Origin of the sequence: Halomonas sp. B23F22_3, assembly GCF_043496965.1 — a bacterium.
Lineage (GTDB): Bacteria > Pseudomonadota > Gammaproteobacteria > Pseudomonadales > Halomonadaceae > Halomonas.
Genome location: NZ_JBIEKG010000006.1, coordinates 127,358 through 150,092, shown reverse-complemented (window position 1 = coordinate 150,092; position 22,735 = coordinate 127,358). Strand labels below are relative to the sequence as shown.

At 67.6% G+C, this 22,735-nt stretch carries 21 protein-coding genes; 13 read left to right on the top strand and 8 right to left on the bottom strand.

Going from position 1 to position 22,735, the window contains the following annotated elements:
• Window positions 1-146 precede the first annotated feature (146 nt).
• From rpsA to ACGTNG_RS15010, 3 genes are all read left to right on the top strand, one after another.
• Window positions 147-1,820 (top strand): 30S ribosomal protein S1, encoded by a 1,674-nt coding sequence (gene rpsA, locus ACGTNG_RS15020; protein WP_394797334.1) that lies wholly within the window; start codon window positions 147-149, stop codon window positions 1,818-1,820.
• Between the two features lie 319 nt (window positions 1,821-2,139).
• Window positions 2,140-2,520: a histone-like nucleoid-structuring protein, MvaT/MvaU family gene (locus ACGTNG_RS15015; RefSeq protein ID WP_394797333.1), complete on the top strand. Its 381-nt coding sequence runs from the start codon at window positions 2,140-2,142 to the stop codon at window positions 2,518-2,520.
• Window positions 2,521-2,732: 212 nt separating this feature from the next.
• Window positions 2,733-3,044: a hypothetical protein gene (locus tag ACGTNG_RS15010; protein WP_394797332.1), complete on the top strand. Its 312-nt coding sequence runs from the start codon at window positions 2,733-2,735 to the stop codon at window positions 3,042-3,044.
• 15 nt (window positions 3,045-3,059) lie between these two features.
• On the opposite strand, the gene ACGTNG_RS15005 is transcribed toward ACGTNG_RS15010, so the two are convergent.
• From ACGTNG_RS15005 to ACGTNG_RS14990, 4 genes are read right to left on the bottom strand one after another with little or no spacing between them, the layout of a single operon-like run.
• Entirely contained in the window at window positions 3,060-3,935 is an 876-nt protein-coding gene (locus ACGTNG_RS15005) for a DNA replication terminus site-binding protein (protein WP_394797331.1), read from the bottom strand.
• On the bottom strand, window positions 3,932-4,165 hold the full coding sequence (gene yacG / locus ACGTNG_RS15000) for a DNA gyrase inhibitor YacG (protein WP_394797330.1): 234 nt from the start codon (window positions 4,163-4,165) through the stop codon (window positions 3,932-3,934). Before yacG ends, ACGTNG_RS15005 begins: the two co-directional genes overlap by 4 nt.
• A gap of 41 nt (window positions 4,166-4,206) precedes the next feature.
• The gene (coaE, locus tag ACGTNG_RS14995; protein WP_394797329.1) at window positions 4,207-4,821 is read right to left on the bottom strand and encodes a dephospho-CoA kinase; all 615 of its coding nucleotides are present in this window, start codon (window positions 4,819-4,821) and stop codon (window positions 4,207-4,209) included.
• A 36-nt stretch (window positions 4,822-4,857) separates the two neighbouring features.
• Window positions 4,858-5,709: a prepilin peptidase gene (locus tag ACGTNG_RS14990; protein ID WP_394797328.1), complete on the bottom strand. Its 852-nt coding sequence runs from the start codon at window positions 5,707-5,709 to the stop codon at window positions 4,858-4,860.
• A 147-nt stretch (window positions 5,710-5,856) separates the two neighbouring features.
• On the opposite strand from ACGTNG_RS14990, the gene nagZ reads away from it, so the two are divergent.
• Window positions 5,857-6,870 carry a beta-N-acetylhexosaminidase gene (gene nagZ, locus ACGTNG_RS14985; RefSeq protein WP_394797327.1) on the top strand — a complete coding sequence of 338 codons (1,014 nt, stop codon included), beginning with the start codon at window positions 5,857-5,859 and terminating at the stop codon, window positions 6,868-6,870.
• A 54-nt stretch (window positions 6,871-6,924) separates the two neighbouring features.
• A complete protein-coding gene (locus ACGTNG_RS14980) occupies window positions 6,925-7,500 on the top strand; it encodes a hypoxanthine-guanine phosphoribosyltransferase (protein ID WP_394797326.1) in 576 nt (191 codons plus the stop codon).
• A gap of 112 nt (window positions 7,501-7,612) precedes the next feature.
• Here ACGTNG_RS14980 and ACGTNG_RS14975 read toward each other — a convergent pair whose 3' ends face one another.
• Window positions 7,613-9,304, bottom strand: coding sequence for an AMP-binding protein (locus tag ACGTNG_RS14975; RefSeq protein ID WP_394797325.1), 1,692 nt, complete (start codon window positions 9,302-9,304; stop codon window positions 7,613-7,615).
• Window positions 9,305-9,390: 86 nt separating this feature from the next.
• The gene (locus ACGTNG_RS14970; protein ID WP_138179698.1) at window positions 9,391-9,834 is read right to left on the bottom strand and encodes a MerR family transcriptional regulator; all 444 of its coding nucleotides are present in this window, start codon (window positions 9,832-9,834) and stop codon (window positions 9,391-9,393) included.
• A 264-nt stretch (window positions 9,835-10,098) separates the two neighbouring features.
• Between ACGTNG_RS14970 and ACGTNG_RS14965 the strand changes: the two genes are divergently transcribed.
• The 6 genes from ACGTNG_RS14965 to ACGTNG_RS14940 all read left to right on the top strand — a co-directional run bounded on the left by ACGTNG_RS14965 (window position 10,099) and on the right by ACGTNG_RS14940 (window position 17,486).
• Window positions 10,099-11,265, top strand: a complete 1,167-nt coding sequence (locus ACGTNG_RS14965; RefSeq protein ID WP_394797324.1) for an acyl-CoA dehydrogenase family protein — start codon at window positions 10,099-10,101, stop codon at window positions 11,263-11,265.
• 37 nt (window positions 11,266-11,302) lie between these two features.
• The gene (locus ACGTNG_RS14960) at window positions 11,303-12,457 is read left to right on the top strand and encodes an enoyl-CoA hydratase/isomerase family protein (RefSeq protein ID WP_394797323.1); all 1,155 of its coding nucleotides are present in this window, start codon (window positions 11,303-11,305) and stop codon (window positions 12,455-12,457) included.
• Window positions 12,458-12,523: 66 nt separating this feature from the next.
• Complete coding sequence (gene mmsB, locus ACGTNG_RS14955) at window positions 12,524-13,435, top strand: 3-hydroxyisobutyrate dehydrogenase (protein ID WP_394797322.1); 912 nt, start codon at window positions 12,524-12,526, stop codon at window positions 13,433-13,435.
• Between the two features lie 101 nt (window positions 13,436-13,536).
• Window positions 13,537-14,925, top strand: coding sequence for an MATE family efflux transporter (locus ACGTNG_RS14950; protein ID WP_394797321.1), 1,389 nt, complete (start codon window positions 13,537-13,539; stop codon window positions 14,923-14,925).
• A gap of 133 nt (window positions 14,926-15,058) precedes the next feature.
• Window positions 15,059-16,240, top strand: coding sequence for an acyl-CoA dehydrogenase (locus tag ACGTNG_RS14945; protein ID WP_394797320.1), 1,182 nt, complete (start codon window positions 15,059-15,061; stop codon window positions 16,238-16,240).
• A gap of 40 nt (window positions 16,241-16,280) precedes the next feature.
• Window positions 16,281-17,486: a CaiB/BaiF CoA transferase family protein gene (locus tag ACGTNG_RS14940; RefSeq protein ID WP_394797319.1), complete on the top strand. Its 1,206-nt coding sequence runs from the start codon at window positions 16,281-16,283 to the stop codon at window positions 17,484-17,486.
• On the opposite strand, the gene ppsR is transcribed toward ACGTNG_RS14940, so the two are convergent.
• Complete coding sequence (gene ppsR, locus ACGTNG_RS14935) at window positions 17,483-18,316, bottom strand: posphoenolpyruvate synthetase regulatory kinase/phosphorylase PpsR (RefSeq protein WP_394797318.1); 834 nt, start codon at window positions 18,314-18,316, stop codon at window positions 17,483-17,485. The genes ACGTNG_RS14940 and ppsR overlap by 4 nt on opposite strands.
• 297 nt (window positions 18,317-18,613) lie before the next feature.
• Here ppsR and ppsA point away from each other — a divergent pair, with 297 nt between their 5' ends.
• A complete protein-coding gene (ppsA, locus tag ACGTNG_RS14930) occupies window positions 18,614-20,986 on the top strand; it encodes a phosphoenolpyruvate synthase (RefSeq protein WP_394797317.1) in 2,373 nt (790 codons plus the stop codon).
• A gap of 193 nt (window positions 20,987-21,179) precedes the next feature.
• Here the strand turns inward: ppsA and ACGTNG_RS14925 are convergent, their stop codons facing one another.
• Window positions 21,180-22,025, bottom strand: coding sequence for a glycine betaine ABC transporter substrate-binding protein (locus ACGTNG_RS14925; protein WP_394797316.1), 846 nt, complete (start codon window positions 22,023-22,025; stop codon window positions 21,180-21,182).
• A 142-nt stretch (window positions 22,026-22,167) separates the two neighbouring features.
• Between ACGTNG_RS14925 and ACGTNG_RS14920 the strand changes: the two genes are divergently transcribed.
• The gene (locus ACGTNG_RS14920) at window positions 22,168-22,722 is read left to right on the top strand and encodes an anti-virulence regulator CigR family protein (protein ID WP_394797315.1); all 555 of its coding nucleotides are present in this window, start codon (window positions 22,168-22,170) and stop codon (window positions 22,720-22,722) included.
• The last annotated feature ends 13 nt before the right edge of the window (window positions 22,723-22,735 follow it).

The following is a 22,735-nucleotide window of genomic DNA, read 5'->3' as shown; positions in this document are numbered from 1 at the left end:
GTGGTCCGGCACTCTCATGTGCCGAAAGCCGGGCCAGGTCGAACCAGCGCCAACATCCCCGGGGGTTTGGTAAATAAGGCCCGCACTCGCTGGTGGTGCGGAGATGGCGGAAACGCCGTACTCAACGTTGATCACGTAGGAACATCATGAGCGAAAGCTTTGCTGAACTGTTTGAACAGTCTCTCCAGGACATCAACATGGAGCCGGGCGCCATCGTCGCGGCTACCATCGTCGACATCGACGGCGACTGGGTCACCGTCAATGCCGGCCTGAAATCTGAAGGCCAGATCCCCGCGGCTCAGTTCCGCGACGAGAACGGCGAGCTCTCCATCGCCGTCGGTGACGAGGTGCATGTCGCCCTGGAAGCCGTCGAAGACGGTTTCGGCGAGACCCGCCTGTCCCGCGAGAAGGCCAAGCGTGCCGAAGCGTGGAAGGTGCTGGAAGCCGCCTTCGAGAAGGAAGAGATCGTCAAGGGCGTGATCAACGGCAAGGTCAAGGGCGGCTTCACCGTCGACGTCGACTCCATCCGTGCCTTCCTGCCGGGTTCCCTGGTGGACGTCCGCCCCGTGCGCGACACCACCCACCTGGAGAACAAGGAACTCGACTTCAAGGTCATCAAGCTCGACCCGAAGCGCAACAACGTTGTCGTTTCTCGTCGCGCCGTGCTCGAAGCCGAGAACAGCGCCGAGCGTGAGGCCCTCCTGGCCACTCTGCAGGAAGGTCAGCAGATCATCGGTATCGTCAAGAACCTCACCGACTACGGCGCCTTCGTCGACCTCGGTGGCGTCGACGGCCTGCTGCACATCACCGACATGGCCTGGAAGCGCATCAAGCATCCGAGCGAGATCGTGGCCGTGGGCGACGAGATCACCGTCAAGGTGCTCAAGTTCGATCGCGAGCGTAACCGTGTCTCCCTGGGTCTGAAGCAGCTGGGCGAAGATCCGTGGGTCAACATCAAGGATCGTTACCCGGAAGGCACCAAGGTGCACGCCACCGTCACCAATCTCACCGACTACGGCTGCTTCGCCGAGCTGGAAGAGGGTGTCGAGGGCCTGGTCCACGTGTCCGAGATGGACTGGACCAACAAGAACATCCATCCGTCCAAGGTCGTGCAGGTCGGCGACGATGTGGACGTCATGGTGCTGGACATCGACGAGGAGCGTCGTCGTATCTCCCTGGGTATCAAGCAGTGCACCACCAACCCGTGGGAAGACTTCAACGCGCGCTACAACAAGGGCGACCGCGTCACCGGTACCATCAAGTCGATCACCGACTTCGGTATCTTCATCGGCCTGGAAGGCGGTATCGACGGCCTGGTGCACCTGTCCGACATCTCCTGGACCGACACCGGCGAGGAAGCCGTTCGCTCCTTCAAGAAGGGCGACGAGGCGGAAGCCGTCATCCTCTCCATCGATCCGGAGCGTGAGCGCATCTCGCTGGGCATCAAGCAGCTCGATACCGACCCGGTCTCCGAGTTCCTGGCCGTCAACGACAAGGGCTCCATCGTCACCGGCCGCGTGGTCGAGGTCGATGCCAAGGAAGCCCAGGTCGAGCTGGCCACCGATGTCGTCGCCGTACTCAAGGCGTCCGAGATCAGTGCCGACCGCGTCGAGGATGCTCGCAATGCGCTGAACGAAGGCGACAGCGTCGAGGCCCGTATCATCGGTGTCGATCGCAAGAACCGCCAGATCGCCCTGTCCATCAAGGCCAAGGATCAGGACGACACCCGTCAGAACCTCAAGAAGCTGCGTGAAGAGAGCACCGAGTCCGGTGCCACCACCATCGGTGACCTCATCAAGCAGCAGATGGGTCAGGACTGATTCCCGCGGGATACGTCCCGCCTATCGGTCGACAAGACGCCGCCCCTCGGGGCGGCGTCTTCTGTTTGTGGCCTCGATGCTGGGTGTTGTGAGGTATCGTCGGTGGGGGCTTCGCGTCGTCTAAATCGCCACAAAACATTCAGCGTTCCTTATTAAATAGGGCTATCTTCAAGTTGTCGGGCAAGGTGCCTGCATGTTGATTCGCAGTATTTGAGACTATTATTTGCTGAACTGGGAATGAATGTTCATACTCTTGCCAAAGAAGTTTAAACAGGCAATAATGCCCTGCATCCCCTAATGTCTAATAAGGAATTTTTAGATGTCATCGCTGCTCAGCAACTACATGCAGATGGAACAGCAACTGAAGCAAATCCAGTCCGAACTGGACAAGCTGCAGAATGATGATCGCCTCAAGGCCGAACTCGAGTTCAAGGAAAAGCTCGAAGCGCTGATGCGCGAGTTCGACAAGAGCGCCGCCGACGTCATCGCGCTGCTCAATCCCAAGCCGGCCGCCCAGGCCAGCGCGGCGTCTCCGGCCAGCGGCGGCACCCGTCGCAAGCGCAAGCTGAAGATCTACAAGAACCCCCATACCGGCGAAGTGGTGGAAACCCGCGGCGGTAACCAGAAGACGCTCAAGGCGTGGAAGGACGAGCACGGCTCCGACGCCGTCGAGTCCTGGCTGGTGCGCGTCGAGGAGTGATCCTCGTCACCATCGCCTTCACGACGCCGCCCCTCGGGGCGGCGTCGTCGTTTCGGGCCGCGGTGTCATCGAGTGCCTTATAGGCATTGCTGGAGACCGGGAAGGTGATTCGCTCTGTCTTAGGCGGTATAATTATTTTATCCCCGATTAACGGCGAGGGCCCGTAACACCGTCTTCCCGCCCGGCCGTCGCCTCGACGCTATTGGAAACACATGAAACAGCATAACTCCCGACAGCCCGTGGACGAGCGTGAAAAGTTGCGCAAGTTCCGCGAACTCGACGATGCCTTCGCCGAAGCATTGCGCGGTCTCGATGCTGCCGACAGCAAGCCGAAGGGTCCCAGCGGCGCAACCGAGCTTTCAGAAGGCCAGACGCAGGGTGTGGCAGTCGAGCCGCAGGATGAGACGGCGCGCCAGCGCCTCTTCGAAGAGCGCCTGACGGCGCTGATGAGCGAGTACACTCAGTCGGCCGACGAGGTGAGTCGACTGCTGCAGACGTTGAAGTCCCTCGGACACCTCGCCTGAGGCGAGGCGGATACCTCACCGGTAGCGATAGACCCTCAGGCTCGGCAGGAACGCCTCGTCTTCCAGCCGCTCGTCGCGGCGACGCGCCCGGGTCCGCGAAGCGGGCGGGGTCGGCGGGGGGCAGTTGTGGTCGGGCAGGCGACCCTCGGGGCTCGGCACGAACAGCGGCAGGGCGACGTTCATGGCCCGCCGGGAGCGGCCATCCTCGAGCGGTTCGCGGTAGAAGAGATTGGCGCGCATCAGCGGGGCCTGCGTCTGCACCTGGGCCAGCGGTTCGCCGTCGGGGATGCCGGCGAGCTGGCGCAGCTGGATGCGAATATGGGGCGCGTCGCTGTCCAGTGCCAGCAGCTTCCGCTCCGCCTCGCGCACCGTCAGCCGCTTGATCGAGCGTCCGCTCGAGTACCAGGCGAGCCGAACGCGAGCCAGCGGCGCCTCGGCGAGGGGAATCGACCGCCAGCACTGCTTGAGGTGCAGCCGCGCCAGGCCCGTGCCGCGCAGGTGGTCGTGCAGGGCAGGGTGCCTGAACGGCAGCACCGCCTTGATCTCCGGAATCAGCGAGGGCACCTCGCGGCGGATCTCGGCGAGCAGCGCGGCGAACGCCTGCTTGGTGGCATTGACCTCGTGGGCTGCCTCCATCACCCGCTCGTCGGCGGCCACCAGGCCGACATGGGCGCGGGTCGCCCGGCCGTCCTGGCCATCCTGATACCAGACATCCAGCAGGCTCCGGCGCAGCCAGGCGGCGTCGGCCGTCTCGTGGTCGAAGGACCAGGCCACCCCGCGGGAGGCCTCCCAGTGCACCACCAGGGCGTCGATCTGCTCAAGAAGGCGATCGAATACGGCCTCCAGCTCGGCCAGCAGCCGGTATTCGGGGCGTTGGCCGCCATGTGTCACGAGGCGTCACCGTCCCGGTCGGCGCGTGCCAGCAGGGCGTCGAGATCGGTCTCGTCCATGGCCGGCTCGCCAGCGATGCGGTGAGACTCGTCGGCCCAGGCGCCGAGGTCGAGCAGGCGGCAGCGCTTGCTGCAGAAGGGTCGGTAGGCGTTGTCCTCGCGCCACACTACCTTCTTGCGGCACTGTGGGCAGGCGACTTCCAGGGGGCGTGCGGTGTCGTGCGGGCTCATGCGATATCGTCCTGGACGGAATGTCGGGAAAGGATGGGGATTCAGGGCGCGGGAGGCAAGTCGGTGGCGTCCCGGTAGCGTCGGTCGAGCTCGGCCACCTGACGCGCCAGGGCGTCCTCGCCTGCGGCATTGTCGATCACGTCGTCGGCGCGCGCCAGGCGTGCCGGGCGCGGCATCTGGGCGGCCACGATGGCGCGTGCCTGGGCCTCGTCCACGTCGTCCCGCGCCGCGGTGCGCGCGATCTGCACCGACTCGGGGACATCGATGACCAGGCAGCGGTCGACCAGCGCCGCCTGGCCCGACTCGAAGAGTAGCGGCGAGACCAGCAGCACATAGGGCGCCGACTGGGCCTCGAGCCTCGCCAGGTGGGCGGTGAGTCGCTCGCGAACGCGCGGGTGGGTGATCGCCTCCAGGCGGCGACGCTGGGCCTCGTCGGCGAAGACGATCTCGCGCAGCGCGCGACGATCGAGGCGACCGTCCGGGGTGATCACCGCGGCGCCGAAATGGTCGGCGATCTCGGCCAGGGCCGGCTCGCCGGGCTCGACGATCTCGCGGGCCACGTCGTCGGCATCCACCCAGGGAATGCCCAGCGCCGCGAAGGCGCGCGCCACCGTGGACTTTCCCGAGGCGATGCCGCCCGTCACGCCAATGATCATCGTCGTCTCCTGTGCGGTGTCATGGATCTCGAGGGGTCAATAGAGCAGCCCGGTATAAAGTGCCATCAGCGGCTCGCCCGCCAGCAGGGCGAGCCAGCCGGCCATCACCAGCCAGGGCCCGAAGGGTAGCGGGGCGCCGCGCAGACGCGGTACCGCGAGCTGGATGAGGATGCCCACCAGCGCCCCGGCCCCGGCGGAGAGGATCAGCACCAGCGGCAGGGTCTGCCAGCCCAGCCAGGCGCCGAGGGCCGCCAGCAGCTTGAAGTCGCCATAGCCCATGCCCTCCTTGCCGGTGACCAGCTTGAACAGCCAGTAGAAACTCCACAGCACCAGATAGCCGGCCATGGCGCCGATCACCGCCGAGGGCAGCAGCAGCGGCTGGAACAGCAGCTGATAGAGCAGGCCCGCCCACAGCAGCGGCAGGGTAAGCACGTCGGGCAGCAGCTGGGTGCGCAGGTCGATGACCGCCATGGCCAGCAGCACCAGGCAGGCGCCGAGGATGAACAGGGCCTGCAGCGTGGGGCCGAAGAGTGCCAGCACCGTCAGCGCCAGCACGCCGCCGGCCAGCTCGACCAGCGGGTACTGGGGGCTGATGCGCGCCTCGCAGCTGGCGCAGCGCCCGCGGCGCTTGAACCAGCCCAGCAGCGGGATGTTGTCGTGCCAGGCGATGGGGGCCTCGCAGCGAGGGCAGAGCGAACGGGGCGTCAACAGGTTGAAGCGTGGCGTCGCTTCCGGTTCGAGCTCCAGCGCGTCTCGGGCCTCGGCGCGCCAGCCCAGCATTAGCATCACCGGCAGTCGCGTGATCACCACGTTGAGGAAACTGCCCAGGCACAGGCCCAGGACGGCCGCGAGTGGCCAGAGCAGCGAGGGGGGGAGGTCGGCGAGCAAGGGTGACTCCTGTCCGGTCGGTTCCAAAGCGCCATTGTATCGGGGGACGATCGCGATTGCCCGGCTTCTGCGCGTTGCCTCACGGGCTGTCCTGGCGTCCGGCTTTGGTCTAGAATCTGCTCCCTTTCTACTTCCAGGGGCACGATCATGACCCAGATGCTCGGACCGGTGATGCTGGATCTGGAGGGCCAGAGCCTGACCCCCGAAGAGGGCGAGCTGCTGGCGCGTCCCGAGGTCGGCGGGGTGATCCTGTTCGCCCGTAACATCGCCTCGGCGGCCCAGGTCCGCGCCCTGAGCGACGAGATCCGCCGCATCCGCCCCGACCTGCTGCTGGCGGTCGACCAGGAGGGCGGTCGTGTCCAGCGCCTGCGCGAGGGCGTGACGCGGCTGCCGGCCATGGGGCGCCTGGGCCGTGGCTTCGCCGAGCAGCCCGAGGTCACCCTGCGGCTCTGTCAGGATGCCGGCTGGCTGCTGGGCATGGAGATGGCCGCCTGCGGCCTGGATCTCTCCTTCGCACCGGTGCTCGACGTCGACGGCGGCACCTCCAGCGTGATCGGGGATCGCAGTTTCTCCGCCGACCCCGAGGCCGTGGCACGCATGGGGCGCGCCTTCCTCGACGGCCTGCATGAGGCGGGCATGGTCGGCGTCGGCAAGCACTTCCCCGGCCACGGTGGCGTCGCGGCCGACTCCCATCACGAGCTGCCGGTGGATGCGCGGCCGCTGGAGGCGCTGCATGACCATGACCTGGTGCCTTTCGCCCGGCTGGCCCCGCGCCTCGACGCGGTGATGCCGGCGCATGTCGTCTACTCCGCCTTCGATCATCGCCCGGCCGGCTTCTCGCCGGCGTGGCTGGGGATGCTGCGCGAGAGCCTGGGGTTCAAGGGCGCGATCTTCTCCGACGACCTGAGCATGGCCGGCGCGGCCTCCGCCGGGACGCCGGGAGAGCGGGCCCGGGCGGCGCTGGCGGCGGGCTGTGACATGCTGCTGGTCTGCAACGATCGCGCCGCGGCCCTCGAGGTCGTCGAGGCCTGTCACGGCCACCAGGCACGGCGCCTCTCCCGACTGCGCTATGCCCGCGCTCGCCCCGACCTGCAGGCGCTGGGCGCGCTGTCGCGCTGGCGCCGCGTCCACGCCCACCTGGAAGCCCTGGCGGCCAGCTGACGCCTGTCCGCCGCTCTACACCGATTTCACTTGCCGATGACGAGTCGCTAACCGATGCCCACACTCGATACCTTCCACCCGTCGCTGGACGACATGCGCGAGCTCATGGACAACGCCGACTGCCTGATCTCGCAGTCCGAGGTCGAGCTCGCCCTGGACCGCATGGCCGACGAGATCACCCGCGACCTGGGTGACAAGCTGCCGGTCTTCTACTGCGTGATGAACGGCGGGCTGATCACCACCGGCCACCTGCTGACCCGCCTGGGCTTTCCGGTCGAGGTCGACTATCTCCATGCCACGCGCTATCGCGGCGGCATCCGCGGCGGCGAGCTGTTCTGGCGCGTCTCCCCGGAGGTGCCCATGGCCGGGCGCCACGTGGTGATCGTCGACGACATCCTCGACGAGGGGGCGACCCTCGCCGCCATCCTCGACTACTGCCGCGAGGCCGGGGCGGCGAGCATCTCCACCGCGGTGCTGGTCGACAAGCAGCACGAGCGCAAGGCGGTGCCGGGGCTCAAGGCGGACTACTGCAGCCTGGAGGTCGCCGACCGCTACGTGTTCGGCTTCGGCATGGACTACAAGGGTTACTGGCGCAACGCGCCGGGGATCTACGCGCCCAAGGGGCTCTGATCCGGCCGCTGCGGATGCGCTGAACCACACGTCGCGCGTCACATGAAAAACCCCGCGGACCATCGGGCCGCGGGGTTTTTTCGTGCCGCTCAGCGGTTCATGGCATCGAGACTCAGGCCAGGCCCAGCTCGTGGGTGGCTTCCTCGCGCATCTTGAACTTCTGGATCTTGCCGGTGACGGTCATCGGGAAGGCGTCGACGAACTTCACGTAGCGCGGCACCTTGTAGTGGGCGATCTGGCCCTTGCAGAAGGCCTTGAGGCCCTCCTCGTCCAGGCTCTCGCCCTCGCTGAGCTTGACCCAGGCCATCACCTCTTCGCCGTACTTCTCGTCGGGCACGCCGATCACCTGCACGTCGGAGATGGCCGGATGGGTATAGAGGAAGTCCTCGATCTCGCGCGGGTAGATGTTCTCGCCGCCGCGGATGATCATGTCCTTGATGCGCCCGACGATCGCCACATAGCCCTCGTCGTCCATGGTGGCGAGGTCGCCGGTGTGCATCCAGCCCGCCGCATCGATGGCCTTGGCGGTGGCCTCCTCGTTCTCCCAGTAGCCGAGCATCACGCTGTAGCCGCGCGTGCAGAGCTCGCCGGTGCCGCCGCGGGGCACCACGGCGCCGGTGTCCGGGCTGACCAGCTTGACCTCGAGGTGCGGGTGGATGGTGCCGACCGTGGTGACGCGCTTCTCCAGCGGGGCATCGGTCTGGGTCTGGAAGCTGACCGGGCTGGTCTCGGTCATGCCGTAGCAGATGGTCACGTCCTGCATGTGCATCTTGTCGATGACCTTGCGCATCACCTCGATGGGGCAGATGGAGCCGGCCATGATGCCGGTGCGCAGGGAGGAGAGGTCGAAGCTCTCGAACTCCGGGTGCTCCAGCTCGGCGATGAACATCGTCGGCACCCCGTAGAGGGTGGTGGCGCGCTCCTCGGCCACCGCACGCAGCGTCTCGCCCGCCTCGAAGCCGTCGCCGGGATAGATCATGGTGGCGCCGTGGGTCACGCAGCCGAGGTTGCCCATCACCATGCCAAAGCAGTGATAGAGCGGCACCGGGATCACCATGCGATCGGTCTCGTCGAGGTTCATGGTGCGCGCCACGAAGAAGCCGTTGTTCAGGATGTTGTGGTGGGAGAGGGTGGCGCCCTTGGGCGCACCGGTGGTGCCCGAGGTGTACTGGATGTTGATCGGGTCGTCGAACTGCAGGCCGGCCTGGACCTCGGCGAGCCGCTCCGCGGAGACCTCGTCGGCGTGGGCCAGCATCGACTGCCAGCTGAACATGCCGGTCAGGGCGCGGTCGGCGTCCAGGCACACCACCCGCTCGAGCGCGGGGAGCCTGGCGCTCTTGAAGGTGTCGGGACTGCCGTCGCGCAGCTCCGGTGCCAGCTCGGCCAGCGTCGCCACGTAGTCGGAGCTCTTGAAGGCGCCCTGCAGGATCAGCGTCGTGGCGCCGGACTGCTTGAGCGCATATTCGAGCTCATGGGTGCGGTAGCTGGGATTGATATTGACCAGGATGGCGCCGATCTTCGCGGTGGCGAACTGGGTGATCGCCCATTCGGCGCAGTTGGGCGACCAGATGCCGACGCGCTCGCCCTGCTTGACCCCCAGGGCGAGCAGGGCGCGAGCCGCTTGGTCGACCGCCTGCTGAAGCTCCTTCCAGCTGTAGCGCAGCCCCTGGTGACGGCTGATCAGGGCGTCGCGCTCGGCGAAGCGCGCCACGGTGTCGTCGAAGCAGTCACCGATGGTCTGGCCCTTGAGGGGAGTGTCGCTGATACCGCTGACGTAGCTGATCGAAGGGTGTTGGCGTGTCATGGAGTTTCTCGTCTTGTTGTTGGCCTGTGGCGGTGTACGTGAAACGCAGGATGACGTCGTTGTCGGTGGTCGATCGAGGCGGGCGCTCAGGCCTCGTGGCCGAGGCCGCGCAGGACCTCCCGGGCGCGGTGATCCACGTCGTCGAGCTCCATGCGCATCAGGCGGATGTCCTCAAGCTGGCGCTCGAGGTTGGCGCGCTTGTCGGCCAGTATCTCCAGCAGCCGGCGCAGCTGGCGCGCATTACCGTCGGGCATGGCGTCATACATCATCACCACTTCGCGGATCTCGCCCAGCGAGAAGCCCAGGCGCTTGCCGCGCAGGGTCAGCTTCAGGCGCACCCGATCCTTCTCGTGATAGATGCGCTTCTGCCCCTCGCGGCGCGGGGCCAGCAGGCCCTCCTGCTCATAGAAGCGGATGGTGCGTGGCGTGACCTCGAACATTCTCGCCAGCTCACCGATGGTGTACTGGCGGTGCTGGCGCGGCAGGGCGTCCTGGCCGCTCGCGGTGTCCGGGGAGGTTGGCTGTGTCATGACGTTGATCCTGTGACCGGGTGGTGAACCGGCGGTTTCCCACCTCGTCTGGCAACACTAGACGAGGTTGACGTTAACGTAAAGTGCTTGTTCGACCATGGGGTGATATGGGATAAACCTAGCAAGTGCTAGGTTGGGGCTCCGCCGGCCGGAGTGGTCAATGGCGCCTGCCGGGCGTCGCGACGGCCGGCCCTCGGGCGTTACGGCGCGGCCCCCACCTCGATATGTCACACACACCCATAGCCGAACAAGAGGGATACCCCCATGGACTTCTCCCTGACCGATGATCAGAAGGCGCTGGCCGCGGCCGCCGCCGACTTCGCCCGCGCCGAGCTTGCCGACCATGCGGCCGACTGGGACGCGACCTCCCACTTCCCGGTGGATGTCATCCGCCGGGCGGGTGAGGCGGGCTTTCTCGGCATCTATACCCCCGAGGAGCACGGCGGCCTGGGCCTCTCGCGGCTCGAGGCCTCGCTGATCTTCGAACAGCTCTCCCAGGGCTGCATCGCCACCACCGCCTTCCTGACCATCCACAACATGGTCACCTGGATGATCGCCAGCTGGGGCGATGATGCCTTGCGCGAGGCCTGGGTGCCCGCCATGGTAGCCGGTGAGGCGCTGGGCTCCTACTGCCTGACCGAACCCGGTGCCGGCTCCGACGCGGCGAGCCTGCGCACCAAGGCGGTTCGCGACGGCGACGAGTACGTCATCTCGGGCAGCAAGATGTTCATCTCCGGGGCGGGTGCCACCGAGGTGCTGGTGGTGATGGCCCGTACCGGCGAGTCCGACAGCGGCGCTGGCGGCGTCTCGGCGATCGTGGTGCCGGCGGATGCCGCGGGCATCGAGTACGGCAAGAACGAGGAGAAGATGGGCTGGAAGAGCCAGCCGACCCGCCTGGTGAGCTTCGATGGCGTGCGGGTGCCGGTCACCAACCGCCTCGGCGCCGAAGGCGAGGGCTTCAAGTTCGCCATGAAGGGGCTCGACGGCGGGCGGCTGAACATCGCCAGCTGCTCGCTGGGCGCCGCTCAGCAGGCCCTGACCCTGTCGCGGGACTATATGGCCGAGCGCAAGCAGTTCGGTCGCGACCTCGCGAGCTTCCAGGCCCTGCAGTTCAAGCTCGCCGACATGGCCAGCGAGCTCACCGCGGCCAGGCTGATGGTCCGCCACGCCGCCTGGCGTCTCGACCAGAATGACCCCGAGGCCACCGCCCACTGCGCCATGGCCAAGCGCTTCGCCACCGACATGGGCTTCAACGTCTGCAACGAGGCCCTGCAACTGCATGGCGGCTATGGTTACATTCGTGAATACCCCCTGGAGCGGCTGGTGCGCGACACCCGAGTGCACCAGATCCTAGAGGGGACCAACGAGATCATGCGCCTGATCGTCGCCCGCCGCCTGCTGGCCGACGGTGTCATCGAGTCGCTCCAGTAACCGTTACCCCCCTTTATCAGATCCAGGAGATCCCCGGATGTCGGACCTCGCAGTGCTCTTCGACGAGTTGCCCACCCGCGATGGCGGCCGTATCGGCGTGGCCACCCTGAATGCCCCGAAGTCCCTCAACGCCCTGTCGTTGGAGATGATCCGCCAGCTCGAGGCCAAGCTCGACGCCTGGGCGGTCGACCGCAGCGTGGTAGCCGTGTGGCTCGAGGGCAGCGGCGACAAGGCCTTCTGCGCCGGCGGCGACGTGGTGGCCCTCTACCGCTCGCTGACCGAGGAGGGTGAGAACCGCGGTGCCGGGCGTGACGGCCTCTTCGCCGAGACCTACTTCACCGCGGAGTATCGCCTCGACCACCGCATCCACACCTATCCCAAGCCGCTGATGGTGTGGGGTGACGGCATCGTCATGGGCGGGGGGCTGGGCCTGATGGCCGGCGGCTTCCAGCGCCTGGTGACCGAAACCACCCGCATCGCCATGCCCGAGATCACCATCGGTCTCTATCCCGATATCGGCGCGAGCTGGTTCCTGGGGCGCATGCCGTCAGGCATTGGCGCCTACCTGGGCCTGACCGGCGCCCAGCTCAATGCCAGGGACGCCCTCGACCTGGGCATGGCCGATCGCTTCATTCCCCGCGAACGGCGCGAGGCGCTGCTCGGCGCGCTGCAGGAAGCCGACTACGGGGATCGTGCCCCGCGGGCCCTGCGTGCCGGCGTGCAGTCGGTGCTCGATGATCATGAGGATCGCGGGGCGGCCCCGCCGGCGCAGGTGTGGCCACACCTCGACCATCTCCAGTCGCTGGTTGGGCGCGTCGATGCCGCGAGCGCCGTCAAGCGCATCCTGCGTGACACCACCGAGGACGCCTGGCTCGCCGCCAACCGGGCGCGGCTCGAGGCCGGCTGCCCGGTGAGTGCCCAGCTGGTGTGGCGGATGCTCGAGCGCCACGCCCACTCGAGCCTCGCCGACGCCTTCCGCGAGGAGCTCAGCCTCTCCGTGCAGTGCTGCCGGGAGGGGGATTTCGTCGAGGGGGTGCGCGCCCTGCTGATCGACAAGGACAAGTCGCCACGCTGGTCCCACGCGGCGGTGGCCGAGGTGCCCGAGGGCGATATCCAGGCGCTGATGAGCTCACGCTGGTCCGCCGAGACACACCCGCTGCGCGACCTGGGCCTCGGTCATCGCGTGGGCTGAGAGCGTCGCGCGGGCCGTCATGCCCGCTTGCCCTGAACAACTCACAACGACACAGGAACCACGCCAATGAACATCGCCTTTATCGGCCTCGGTAACATGGGCTCTCCCATGGCCATCAACCTGCTCAAGGCCGGGCACGATGTGACCGTCTTCGACCTGGTGGAGGAGGCCATCCAGGCCCTCGAAGCCGAGGGCGCGAGCCGCGCGGACAGCGCCCCGGCCGCCGCCTCGGGCGCCGAGGTGGTCATCTCCATGCTGCCGGCCGGCGCCCACGTGCAGAGCCTCTATCTCGGGCGCGACGGCGCGCCGGGCCTGCTCGACGCCCTGGACGGCAGGCCGCTGCTGATCGATTCCTCGACCATCGCACCGGACGATGCCCGCCTGGTCGGTGCCGCCGCCGCCGAGCGCGGCTTCACCTACCTGGACGCCCCGGTCTCCGGCGGGGTGGGGGGCGCCAAGGCCGGCACCCTGACCTTCATCGTCGGCGGCGATGCGGCCGGCTTCGAGCAGGGCAAGCCCCTGCTCGAGGCGATGGGCAAGAACATCTTCCATGCCGGCGAGATCGGCGCCGGCCAGGTGGCCAAGATCTGCAACAACATGCTGCTGGGTATCCTGATGTCGGGCACCGCCGAGGCGCTGGCCCTGGGCGTGAAGAACGGCATGGATCCGGCGGTGCTCTCCGAGATCATGAAGCAGAGCAGCGGTGGCAACTGGGCGCTCAACGTCTACAACCCCTGGCCCGGGGTGATGGAGGGCTCGGCGGCCTCCCGGGACTACCAGGGCGGCTTCCTGACCGACCTGATGGCCAAGGACCTGGGGCTCGCCTGGGAGCTGGCGCTGGGCTCGAAGTCCAGCGTGCCGATGGGTTCCCAGGCGCGCAATCTCTTCGCCCTGCACAGCGCCCAGGGCAGTGGCCAGCGCGACTTCTCCAGCATCCAGACCCTCTATCGCCAGGGTGAGGAGCAGGGCAAGAAGTAGCACTCGCGGGTCACACCGCGAGGCGCGTTCCGCGCCCCATGCCTACACGGTCATGGCGAAAACGGGCACACTTTCGTGCCCGTTTCTCGTCGAGAGTCCCCATGAGCGCACCGCCTTCCAGCCCCTCCCCGTCCTCCGCTCCCCAGTCGTCGCGCCCCGCGCGTCGCGACCTGCTCGAGGGGCCCATCGCCGCCACCCTGCTGCGCAAGAGCCTGCCGGTGGTGGTCGGCATGCTCGCCATGATGAGCTTCAACCTGGTGGATGCCTGGTTCATCTCCCGGCTCGGCACCGAGGAACTGGCGGCGGTCTCCTTCACCTTCCCGGTGGTCTTCACGGTCATCAGCCTGGCCATTGGCCTGGGCATCGGCACCTCGGCGGTGGTCGCCCGTCGGCTGGGGCAGGGCGAGCCCGAGACGGTGCGCCGACGCGCCACCGATGCGGCCCTGCTGGCCGTAGTGGTGGGGGTGATCATGACGCTGCTGGGACTCGCGACCCTGGAGCCGCTGTTTCGCCTGATGGGCGCCGACGACGTGCTGATGCCGCATATCCGCGACTACATGGGCATCTGGTACCTGGGCGCGGCCGCGATGATCGTCCCGCGGGTGCTCAACAGCATCCTGCGCGCCCATGGCAACACCGCCACCCAGGGGCTGATGATGGCGCTGGCCGCCGGCATCAACGTGCTGCTCGACTGGTGGCTGATCTTCGGGGCCGGGCCCTTCCCGGCCCTCGGCGTCAGCGGGGCGGCACTCGCCACCGTGATCAGCTGGGGCCTGATGGCGATGGTGGTGGCCTGTCATCGCGAACTGCGCGCGCTCTTCGACCTGGCCGGTGTCGATCTCGAGGGACTGGTCGCCTCCTGGCGGGAGCTCGGTCGCATCGCCGGGCCGGCGGCGCTCACCAGCGTCTTCACGCCCATCGCCCTGGGGATGGTGACCCGCATCATCGCCGGTCATGGCCATCCCGCCGTGGCGGGCTACGGCGTCGGCAGCCGGATCGAGGCGATTTCCCAGATCGTCGTGCTGGCGCTCTCGATGACCCTGTCACCGCTGGTCAGCCAGAACGCCGGGGCCGGCCAGCACGACCGGGTACGCCGGGCGATCTTCGGCTGCTTCGTCTTCGTGCTGGCCTGGCAGCTGCTGGTCTGGGGGGCGCTGCAGGGGCTGGCGCCCTGGCTGGTGGCGGGCTATGCCGAGAGCGACGCGGTGGCCGGGGTGCTGCGCAGCTTCCTGTGGTGGGTGCCCCTGGGGCTGGGCGCCCAGGGGGTGGTGATCCTCGCGGTCTCGTCGCTCAATGCCCTGCATCGCCCGGCGCTGGCCATGCGCCTGTCGGTGGTTCGGCTGTTCGTGCTCACCGTGCCGCTGGCCTGGCTGGGCGGTCGCCTGGCCGGCAGCAGCGGGGTGTTTGCCGGCCTGCTGGCGGCCAACCTGCTGGTCGGGCTGCTGGCCTGGTGGCAGATCCGCCGCCAGCTCGGGCCTCGGGCCGCCTGACAGCGGTGCCTGCCGGGCCCCATCGCGGTCACGACGGCAGGCGGTCAGGGAGCATCAGGCTTGGCAGTGAGGCGCTATTGGTCTACATTTGTTCAAAATGTAGAAATTAAGACACGCCACTCGAGGATGCCCCATGAGCCAGATCACCCCCGTCACCTGGGACGACCCCTTCCGCCTGATCGACCAGCTCAGCGAAGAGGAGCGCATGGTCCGCCAGACGGCCCACGACTACTGCCAGGAGAAGCTGCTGCCGCGGGTGCTGGAAGCCAACCGTCATGAGCGCTTCGACCGCGAGATCATGAACGAGATGGGGGAGCTGGGCCTGCTCGGCGCCACCATCGACGGCTACGGCGGTGCGGGGCTCAACTACGTCAGCTACGGCCTGATCGCCCGCGAGGTGGAGCGGGTCGACTCCGGCTACCGCAGCGCGATGAGCGTGCAGTCTAGCCTGGTGATGTACCCGATCCATGCCTTCGGCAGCGAGGCCCAGCGCGAGAAGTACCTGCCGAAGCTGGCCAGCGGCGAGTGGGTGGGGGCGTTCGGCCTCACCGAGCCGGACCACGGCTCCGACCCCGGCGGCATGAGCACCCGCGCCACGCGCATCGACGGCGGCTGGCGGCTGAACGGCACCAAGACCTGGATCACCAACTCGCCGATCGCCGACGTCTTCGTGGTCTGGGCCAGGGACGAGGAGGGCGTGGTCAACGGCTTCATCCTCGAGAAGGGCATGCAGGGGCTCTCCGCGCCCAAGATCGAGGGCAAGTTCAGCCTGCGCGCCTCCATCACCGGCCAGATCGCCATGCAGGACGTGGAGGTCACCGACGAGGCCCGCCTGCCCGGGGTGAAGGGGCTCAAGGGGCCGTTCTCGTGCCTCAACCGGGCGCGCTACGGGATCGCCTGGGGCACCATGGGCGCCGCCGAGGCCTGCTGGCACGCCGCCCGCGACTATACCCTGGAGCGCAAGCAGTTCGGCCGCCCGCTGGCCGCCAACCAGCTGATCCAGAAGAAGCTCGCCGACATGCAGACCGAGATCGCCCTGGGGCTGCAGGCCGCGCTGCGGGTGGGGCGGATGATCGATGAGGAGCAATTGGTGCCTGAGGCGATCTCGCTGATCAAGCGCAACAACTGCGGCAAGGCGCTGGATATCGCCCGCGTGGCTCGCGACATGCACGGCGGCAACGGCATCAGCGACGAGTACCACGTCATCCGTCACGTCATGAACCTCGAGGCGGTGAACACCTACGAGGGCACCCACGACGTCCACGCCCTGATCCTCGGGCGCGCCCAGACCGGTATCCAGGCCTTCACCGGCTGATCATGCCGCTCGCGACCTCTCTCTTGCCAAGGAGTCCGTGATGAGTCGACCCCTCGACGGAGTCGTGGTGCTGGATCTTTCGCGGGTGCTGGCCGGCCCCTGGGCCGGCCAGCAGCTGGCCGATCTGGGGGCCCGGGTGATCAAGATCGAGCATCCCACGCGCGGCGACGATACCCGCGGCTGGGGCCCTCCCTGGCTCGATGGCGATCACGGGGCCGAGCGCCAGGCGGCCTACTACCTGTGTGCCAACCGCGGCAAGCAGTCGCTGGCGGTCGACATCGCCAGCGAGGGCGGCCAGGCCCTGGTCAGGGAACTGGCCAAGGGGGCCGACATCCTGCTCGAAAACTTCAAGGTCGGGGGGCTTGCGAAGTACGGCCTGGATTACCCGAGCCTGAAGGCGCTCAACCCGCGGCTGATCGGCTGCTCGATCACCGGCTTCGGTCAGGACGGGCCCTACGCGCACCGCGCCGGCTACGACTTCATGATCCAGGCCATGGGCGGCCTGATGAGCCTCACCGGCGAGCCCGACGGCATGCCCATGAAGACCGGCGTGGCGATCACCGACGTGATGACCGGGCTCTATGCCACGGTCGGGGTGCTGGCGGCCCTTCACGAGCGCGAACGCACCGGACGGGGGCGCCACATCGACGTCGCGCTCCTCGATGTCCAGGTCGCGACGCTGGCCAACCAGGCCCTCAATGCCCTGACCAGCGGGTCATCTCCAGAGCGTCATGGCAACGCCCATCCCAACATCGTGCCCTATCAGGCCTTTGCCTGCGCCGACGGCCACCTGGTGCTCACCGTAGGCAACGATGCCCAGTTCGCGCGCCTGGCCACTCTGCTCGGGCACCCCGAGTGGGCGGAGGATCCCGCCTATGCCACCAATGCCGCTCGGGTCGGTAATCGGGAGGTGCTGGTGGCGATGATCCAGTCGCGGCTGCTCGGCCGCGAGCGCGATGCCTGGCTCGACGAGCTGGAGGTTCGCGGCATTCCGGCGGGACCCATCAATACTCTGACCGAGGTGTTCGATGACCCCCAGGTGCGCCATCGCGGCCTGCAGCGGACCCTCGACCAGGGCGATCACGCGGTGCCCCAGGTGGCGAGTCCGCTGCGCTTCGACGGCGAGGCACTGACCAGCGAGGTCGCGCCGCCCCGGCTCGGCCAGGACAGCGATGCCATCCTCGCCGAGATGGGACTCTCGGGGGAGGACATCGCCCGGCTGCGGCGGGAAGGGGTGATCCGCTAGCGCGGCGAGAAGCGCCGCGTGAGGCCGGTCTCGGCGATCATCCGCGTGGAGATCTCCTCCACCGAGAAGCGCGTGGTGTCGATGTAGGGCACGTGCAGCTGGCGATAGAGCCCCTCGGCCTGCTCGACCTCCTGGACGCACTGATCCATCGAGCTGTAGCGGCTGTTGGGTCGCCGCTCGTGGCGGATCGCCGCCAGCCGCCTGGGATCGATGGTCAGGCCGAACAGCTTGTGGCGATGCGGCGCCAGCACCTTGGGCAGCTTGAGGCTGCCGTTCTCGTCCTGGTCGTCCTCGGTGAGCGGGTAGTTGGCGGCGCGGATGCCGAACTGCAGCGCCAGGTAGAGCGAGGTCGGCGTCTTGCCGCAGCGCGAGACCCCCACCAGGATGATGTCGGCCTGGTCGTACTGGTGGGTGCGCGCCCCGTCGTCGTTGTCCAGCGCGAAGTGCACCGAGTGGATCCGGTCCATGTAGACGTCGTCGCGGCCGATGGAATGGGTGCGGCCGACGCTGTAGGAGGAGTGGGCCTCCAGCTCCTCCTCGAGGGGCTTGAGGAAGGTCGAGAAGATATCGACCTTGAACCCCGGTGCCTCGCGAATCACCGCGCGGATCCCCTCGTCGACCACGGTGTCGATGATGATCGGCTGCGCGCCGTCGCGCACCGCCGTGGCCTCGATGATCGCCACCAGGGTGCGGGCCTTGTCGAGGGAGTCGATGTAGGGCTTGGTGAGCATGCGGATCTCGACGCTCTCGAACTGGGCCAGCAGGCTGCGGCCGAGACTCTCGGCGGTGATGCCGGTCCCGTCGGAGATGAAGAAGGCAGTGCGCGTCATGGCGGGTCGTTGTCGTCCGGTCGAGTGGAGCCCCATTGTCGGTGCTGGTCGCGGCCGCGACAAGGGTCAGGCGCCGGCGTGGCGGGCCTGTCACTACAGGAAACGGGCCCAGGCCGTAGCTGTTGTAAAAATCCTCCAGTGACTTCGATGTTAGACCAATGGCGAATATGGAAGGTCGCTGGTAGAGTCGCCAGCATCCCATCATGCCCTGGTCTCTCGAGGGAGATCCGTGAGTGAGCCACGCGAGCGAGGCCCACCGGCGTGATGCACTCGTCGACGATTTTTCTGGGAGGTCTCATGGACGATTACATTCAGTGGTTCGATCAGTTGGGCATGGCGGACGTCGAACGGGTCGGTGGCAAGAATGCCTCCCTCGGTGAGATGATCTCCAACCTGGCCGGGGCCGGCGTCACGGTGCCCGGCGGCTTCGCCACCACGGCGCACGCCTACCGGGAATTCCTCTCCCACGAGGGGCTGAACGATCGCATCAACCAGGCCCTCGCGACCCTGGACGTCGACGACGTCAACGAGCTCGCCCGCGTCGGCGCCCAGATTCGCCAGTGGGTCATCGATACCCCGCTGCCGCCGACCTTCGAGCAGTACCTGCGCGAGAGCTACGAGAAGCTCCTCGCCATGCACCCCAACCTCAAGGTGGCGGTGCGCAGCTCGGCCACGGCCGAGGACCTGCCGGACGCCTCCTTCGCCGGCCAGCAGGAGACCTTCCTCAACATCGAGGGCTTCGACAACATCAAGCGCGCCGTGCACGAGGTGTTCGCTTCGCTCTTCAACGACCGGGCGATCTCCTACCGCGTGCACCGCGGCTACGCCCACGAGAACGTGGCGCTGTCGGCGGGCATCCAGAAGATGGTGCGTTCCGAGACCGGTGCCTCGGGCGTGATGTTCACCCTGGACACCGAATCCGGCTACCGCGACGCGGTCTTCGTCACCGCCTCCTGGGGCCTGGGTGAGACGGTGGTGCAGGGCGCCGTGAACCCCGACGAGTTCTACGTGCACAAGTCGACCCTGGCGGCGGGGCGGCCGGCGGTGCTGCGTCGCAACCTCGGCTCCAAGCTGATCAAGATGATCTACACCGACGACACCAGCGCCGGCAAGTCGGTCGAGACCGTCGACGTGCCGCTGGCCGACCGCGGGCGCTTCTGCATCAACGACGAGCAGATCATGGACCTGGCGCGCCAGGCGGTGACCATCGAGCAGCACTACCAGCGTCCCATGGACATCGAGTGGGCGCTGGATGGCGACGACGGCAAGCTCTACATCGTCCAGGCGCGTCCCGAGACCGTGGTCTCCCAGCAGGAGGGCGGCAAGCTCGAGCGCTTCCAGCTCAAGGAGAAGGGCCGCACCCTGGTCGCCGGCCGGGCCATCGGCCAGCGCATCGGCAGCGGCGCGGTGAAGGTGGTCTTCTCCCCGGATGACATGGAGAAGGTCCACCCCGGCGACGTGCTGGTCACCGACATGACCGACCCGGACTGGGAGCCGATCATGAAGCGGGCCTCGGCCATCGTCACCAACCGCGGCGGGCGCACCTGCCACGCGGCGATCATCGCCCGCGAGCTGGGCATTCCCGCCGTGGTCGGCTGTGGCGATGCCACCGAGGCGCTGGCCGACGGCCGCGACGTCACCGTCTCCTGCGCCGAGGGTGACACCGGCCACGTCTACGAGGGCCTGCTGGACTTCGATCGCCGCGTGACCAGCGTCGATGCCATGCCCGAGATCCCCTTCAAGATCATGATGAACGTCGGCAACCCGGACCGCGCCTTCAGCTTCGCCAGCCTGCCCAGCGCCGGCGTCGGCCTGGCGCGCCTCGAGTTCATCATCAACCGCATGATCGGCGTGCACCCCAAGGCGCTGCTCGAGTACGACACCCTGCCCGCGGACCTGCAGCAGACCATCGACCTGCGCACCGCCGGCTACCCCGATCCGGTCGAGTTCTACGTCGAGAAGCTGGTCGAGGGGATCTCCACCCTGGCCGCCTCCTTCTACCCGCAGCGGGTCATCGTGCGCCTGTCGGACTTCAAGTCCAACGAGTACGAGAACCTGATCGGCGGCAAGCTCTACGAGCCCGGCGAGGAGAACCCCATGCTCGGGTTCCGTGGCGCGTCGCGCTACATCTCCGAGTCCTTCCGTCCCTGCTTCGAGCTGGAGTGCCGGGCGCTGAAGCGGGTCCGCGAGGTGATGGGCCTGGACAACGTCGAGATCATGGTGCCCTTCGTGCGCACCCCCGACGAGGCCCGCGAGGTGGTGGAGCTGCTGGCCGCCAACGGTCTGACCCGGGGCGAGAACGGCCTCAAGGTCATCATGATGTGCGAGCTGCCGGCCAACGCCCTGCTGGCCGACGAGTTCCTCGAGCACTTCGACGGCTTCTCCATCGGCTCCAACGACCTGACCCAGCTGACCCTGGGGCTGGATCGCGACTCCGGCATCGTCGCGCACCTCTTCGACGAGCGGAACCCGGCCGTCAAGAAGCTGCTCTCCATGGCCATCCAGGCCTGCCGCGCCCAGGGCAAGTACATCGGCATCTGCGGCCAGGGCCCCTCGGATCATCCGGATCTCGCCAAGTGGCTGATGGAGCAGGGCATCGACTCGGTCTCCCTGAACCCGGACGCGGTACTCGAGACCTGGTTCATGCTGGCCGGCGAAACCCTCGGCTAGGCTAGCGTCCGCTCCCTGCGGTCATCGACCCCGCCTCTCGAGGCGGGGTTTTTCGTGGGCGCGGCGCTCCCTGCGTGGCTCGAGGCGAGTCGTTCGCCGCTTGCCGCCAGAGACGACAACGCCCGGCCAGTTCAGTGGCCGGGCGTTCACGTCGAGCGTGCCGTTGTCGTCTGGCAGGGCTGCCGTCGGCAGATCAGTCCGCCTCGCCCAGCCACTGCGCGACGAGTTCGGGATGCGCCTCGACCCAGGCGCGGGCGTTGGCCTCGTAGTCGCCGTTGGCCTGGTTGGCCTCCATCAGGCCCTGGACGTCGTCGGCACTCCAGGCGAAGCGATCCAGGATGGCGGTGATTTCCGGCTGCTCCTCGTCGAGCCCCTGGCGCGTCACGGTGTGGATGCGCTCGTCCTGGGAATAGAGGCCCTCGGGATCCTCCAGGTAGCGCAGCGACTGCCCCGAGAACACCGGATGCGGGGCCCAGGCGGTGACGACGATCGGCTCCTCGCGGCCCATCGCGGTCTCCAGGGTCTTGCTCATGGCCGCATCGCTGCCGGCGATCAGCCGCCAGTCGTCGAGGCCGTAGGCCTCCATGGCCCGCTCGGTCAGCGCCATGATGCCGGCGCCCGGGTCGATGCCGTGGATGCGCTCGCCGAAGGCCTCGCCGGCGTCGGCCAGGTCGGCGATCGAGGTCGCCTCGGCGTAGTCGGGCACGGCCAGGCCGACGCGAGCGTCGTCGAGGTTGGGGCCCAGATCGTCGACCCTGTCGGCCACCGCCTCGTAGTAGCTGGCCTGGGTGACCGGCAGCCAGGCGCCGGTGAAGGCATCCAGCTCGCCGGCGGAGAGGCCCTGCCAGATCGCGGCCAGGCTCACCGAACGGATCTCCACTTCATGGCCGGCGTCCTCGAGGACCGCCTTGAGCACATAGGTGCTGGCCTGGCCGGTGGCCCACTCGCCGATGCCCAGGCGCAGGGTGTCGGCCTGGGCCAGCGGGCTGACGGCGCCGAGCAGCAGGCCGGTGGAAGCGAGCAGCGAACGCAAGGTCATCTCAAACATCTCCAGCAGGGGGTAAGCAATTTCGGACGGCCCCATGATACGCATTCTGGCGCGATGGCGAAGCCGTTCTTGCACATGCCCTGCACGTTGTCTGACTAGACTGCGGGTACGTTTCCCCATCAAGGAGGTCGTCATGAAGCGTACCGGTTACTCCTCTTCGCTGGTGCTGGGCGCTGCGCTGGGACTGGCGCTGGCCGCCGCGCCGCCGCTGCTGGCGCAGCCCGGCAACGGACAGGGTGTCGGCAAGGGCGGTCAGGAGATGGTCCAGGGCAAGCAGGGCCAGAAGCAGCACAGCCAGGGCCAGCGGGGTCAGGGCGCGTCCGGCGAGAGCGAGCGCCATCGCCAGGTGACGCGCGACGACGATCGATACCGGGATCGCGACCGCGATCACGACGACTGGGACGACCGCCGCCTGCGCATCGATGAGCGCGAGATTCGCGATATCTTCCACCGCGGGCAGGACTATCTTCACGTTGATGATCGCGACCGCCTGCCGCCCGGCATCCGCATGAACCTGGAGCGCGGCAAGCCACTGCCGCCGGGGATCGCCAAGAACTTCGATCCCCGCCTGCGCCGTGATCTGCCGCACTACGAGGGGTACGAGTGGCGCCGCGTGGGCGCCGATGCCGTGCTGGTCGATATCACCAACGACATCATCCACGAGGTGATTCACGACATCCTGCGCTGAGCGACTCGCGACG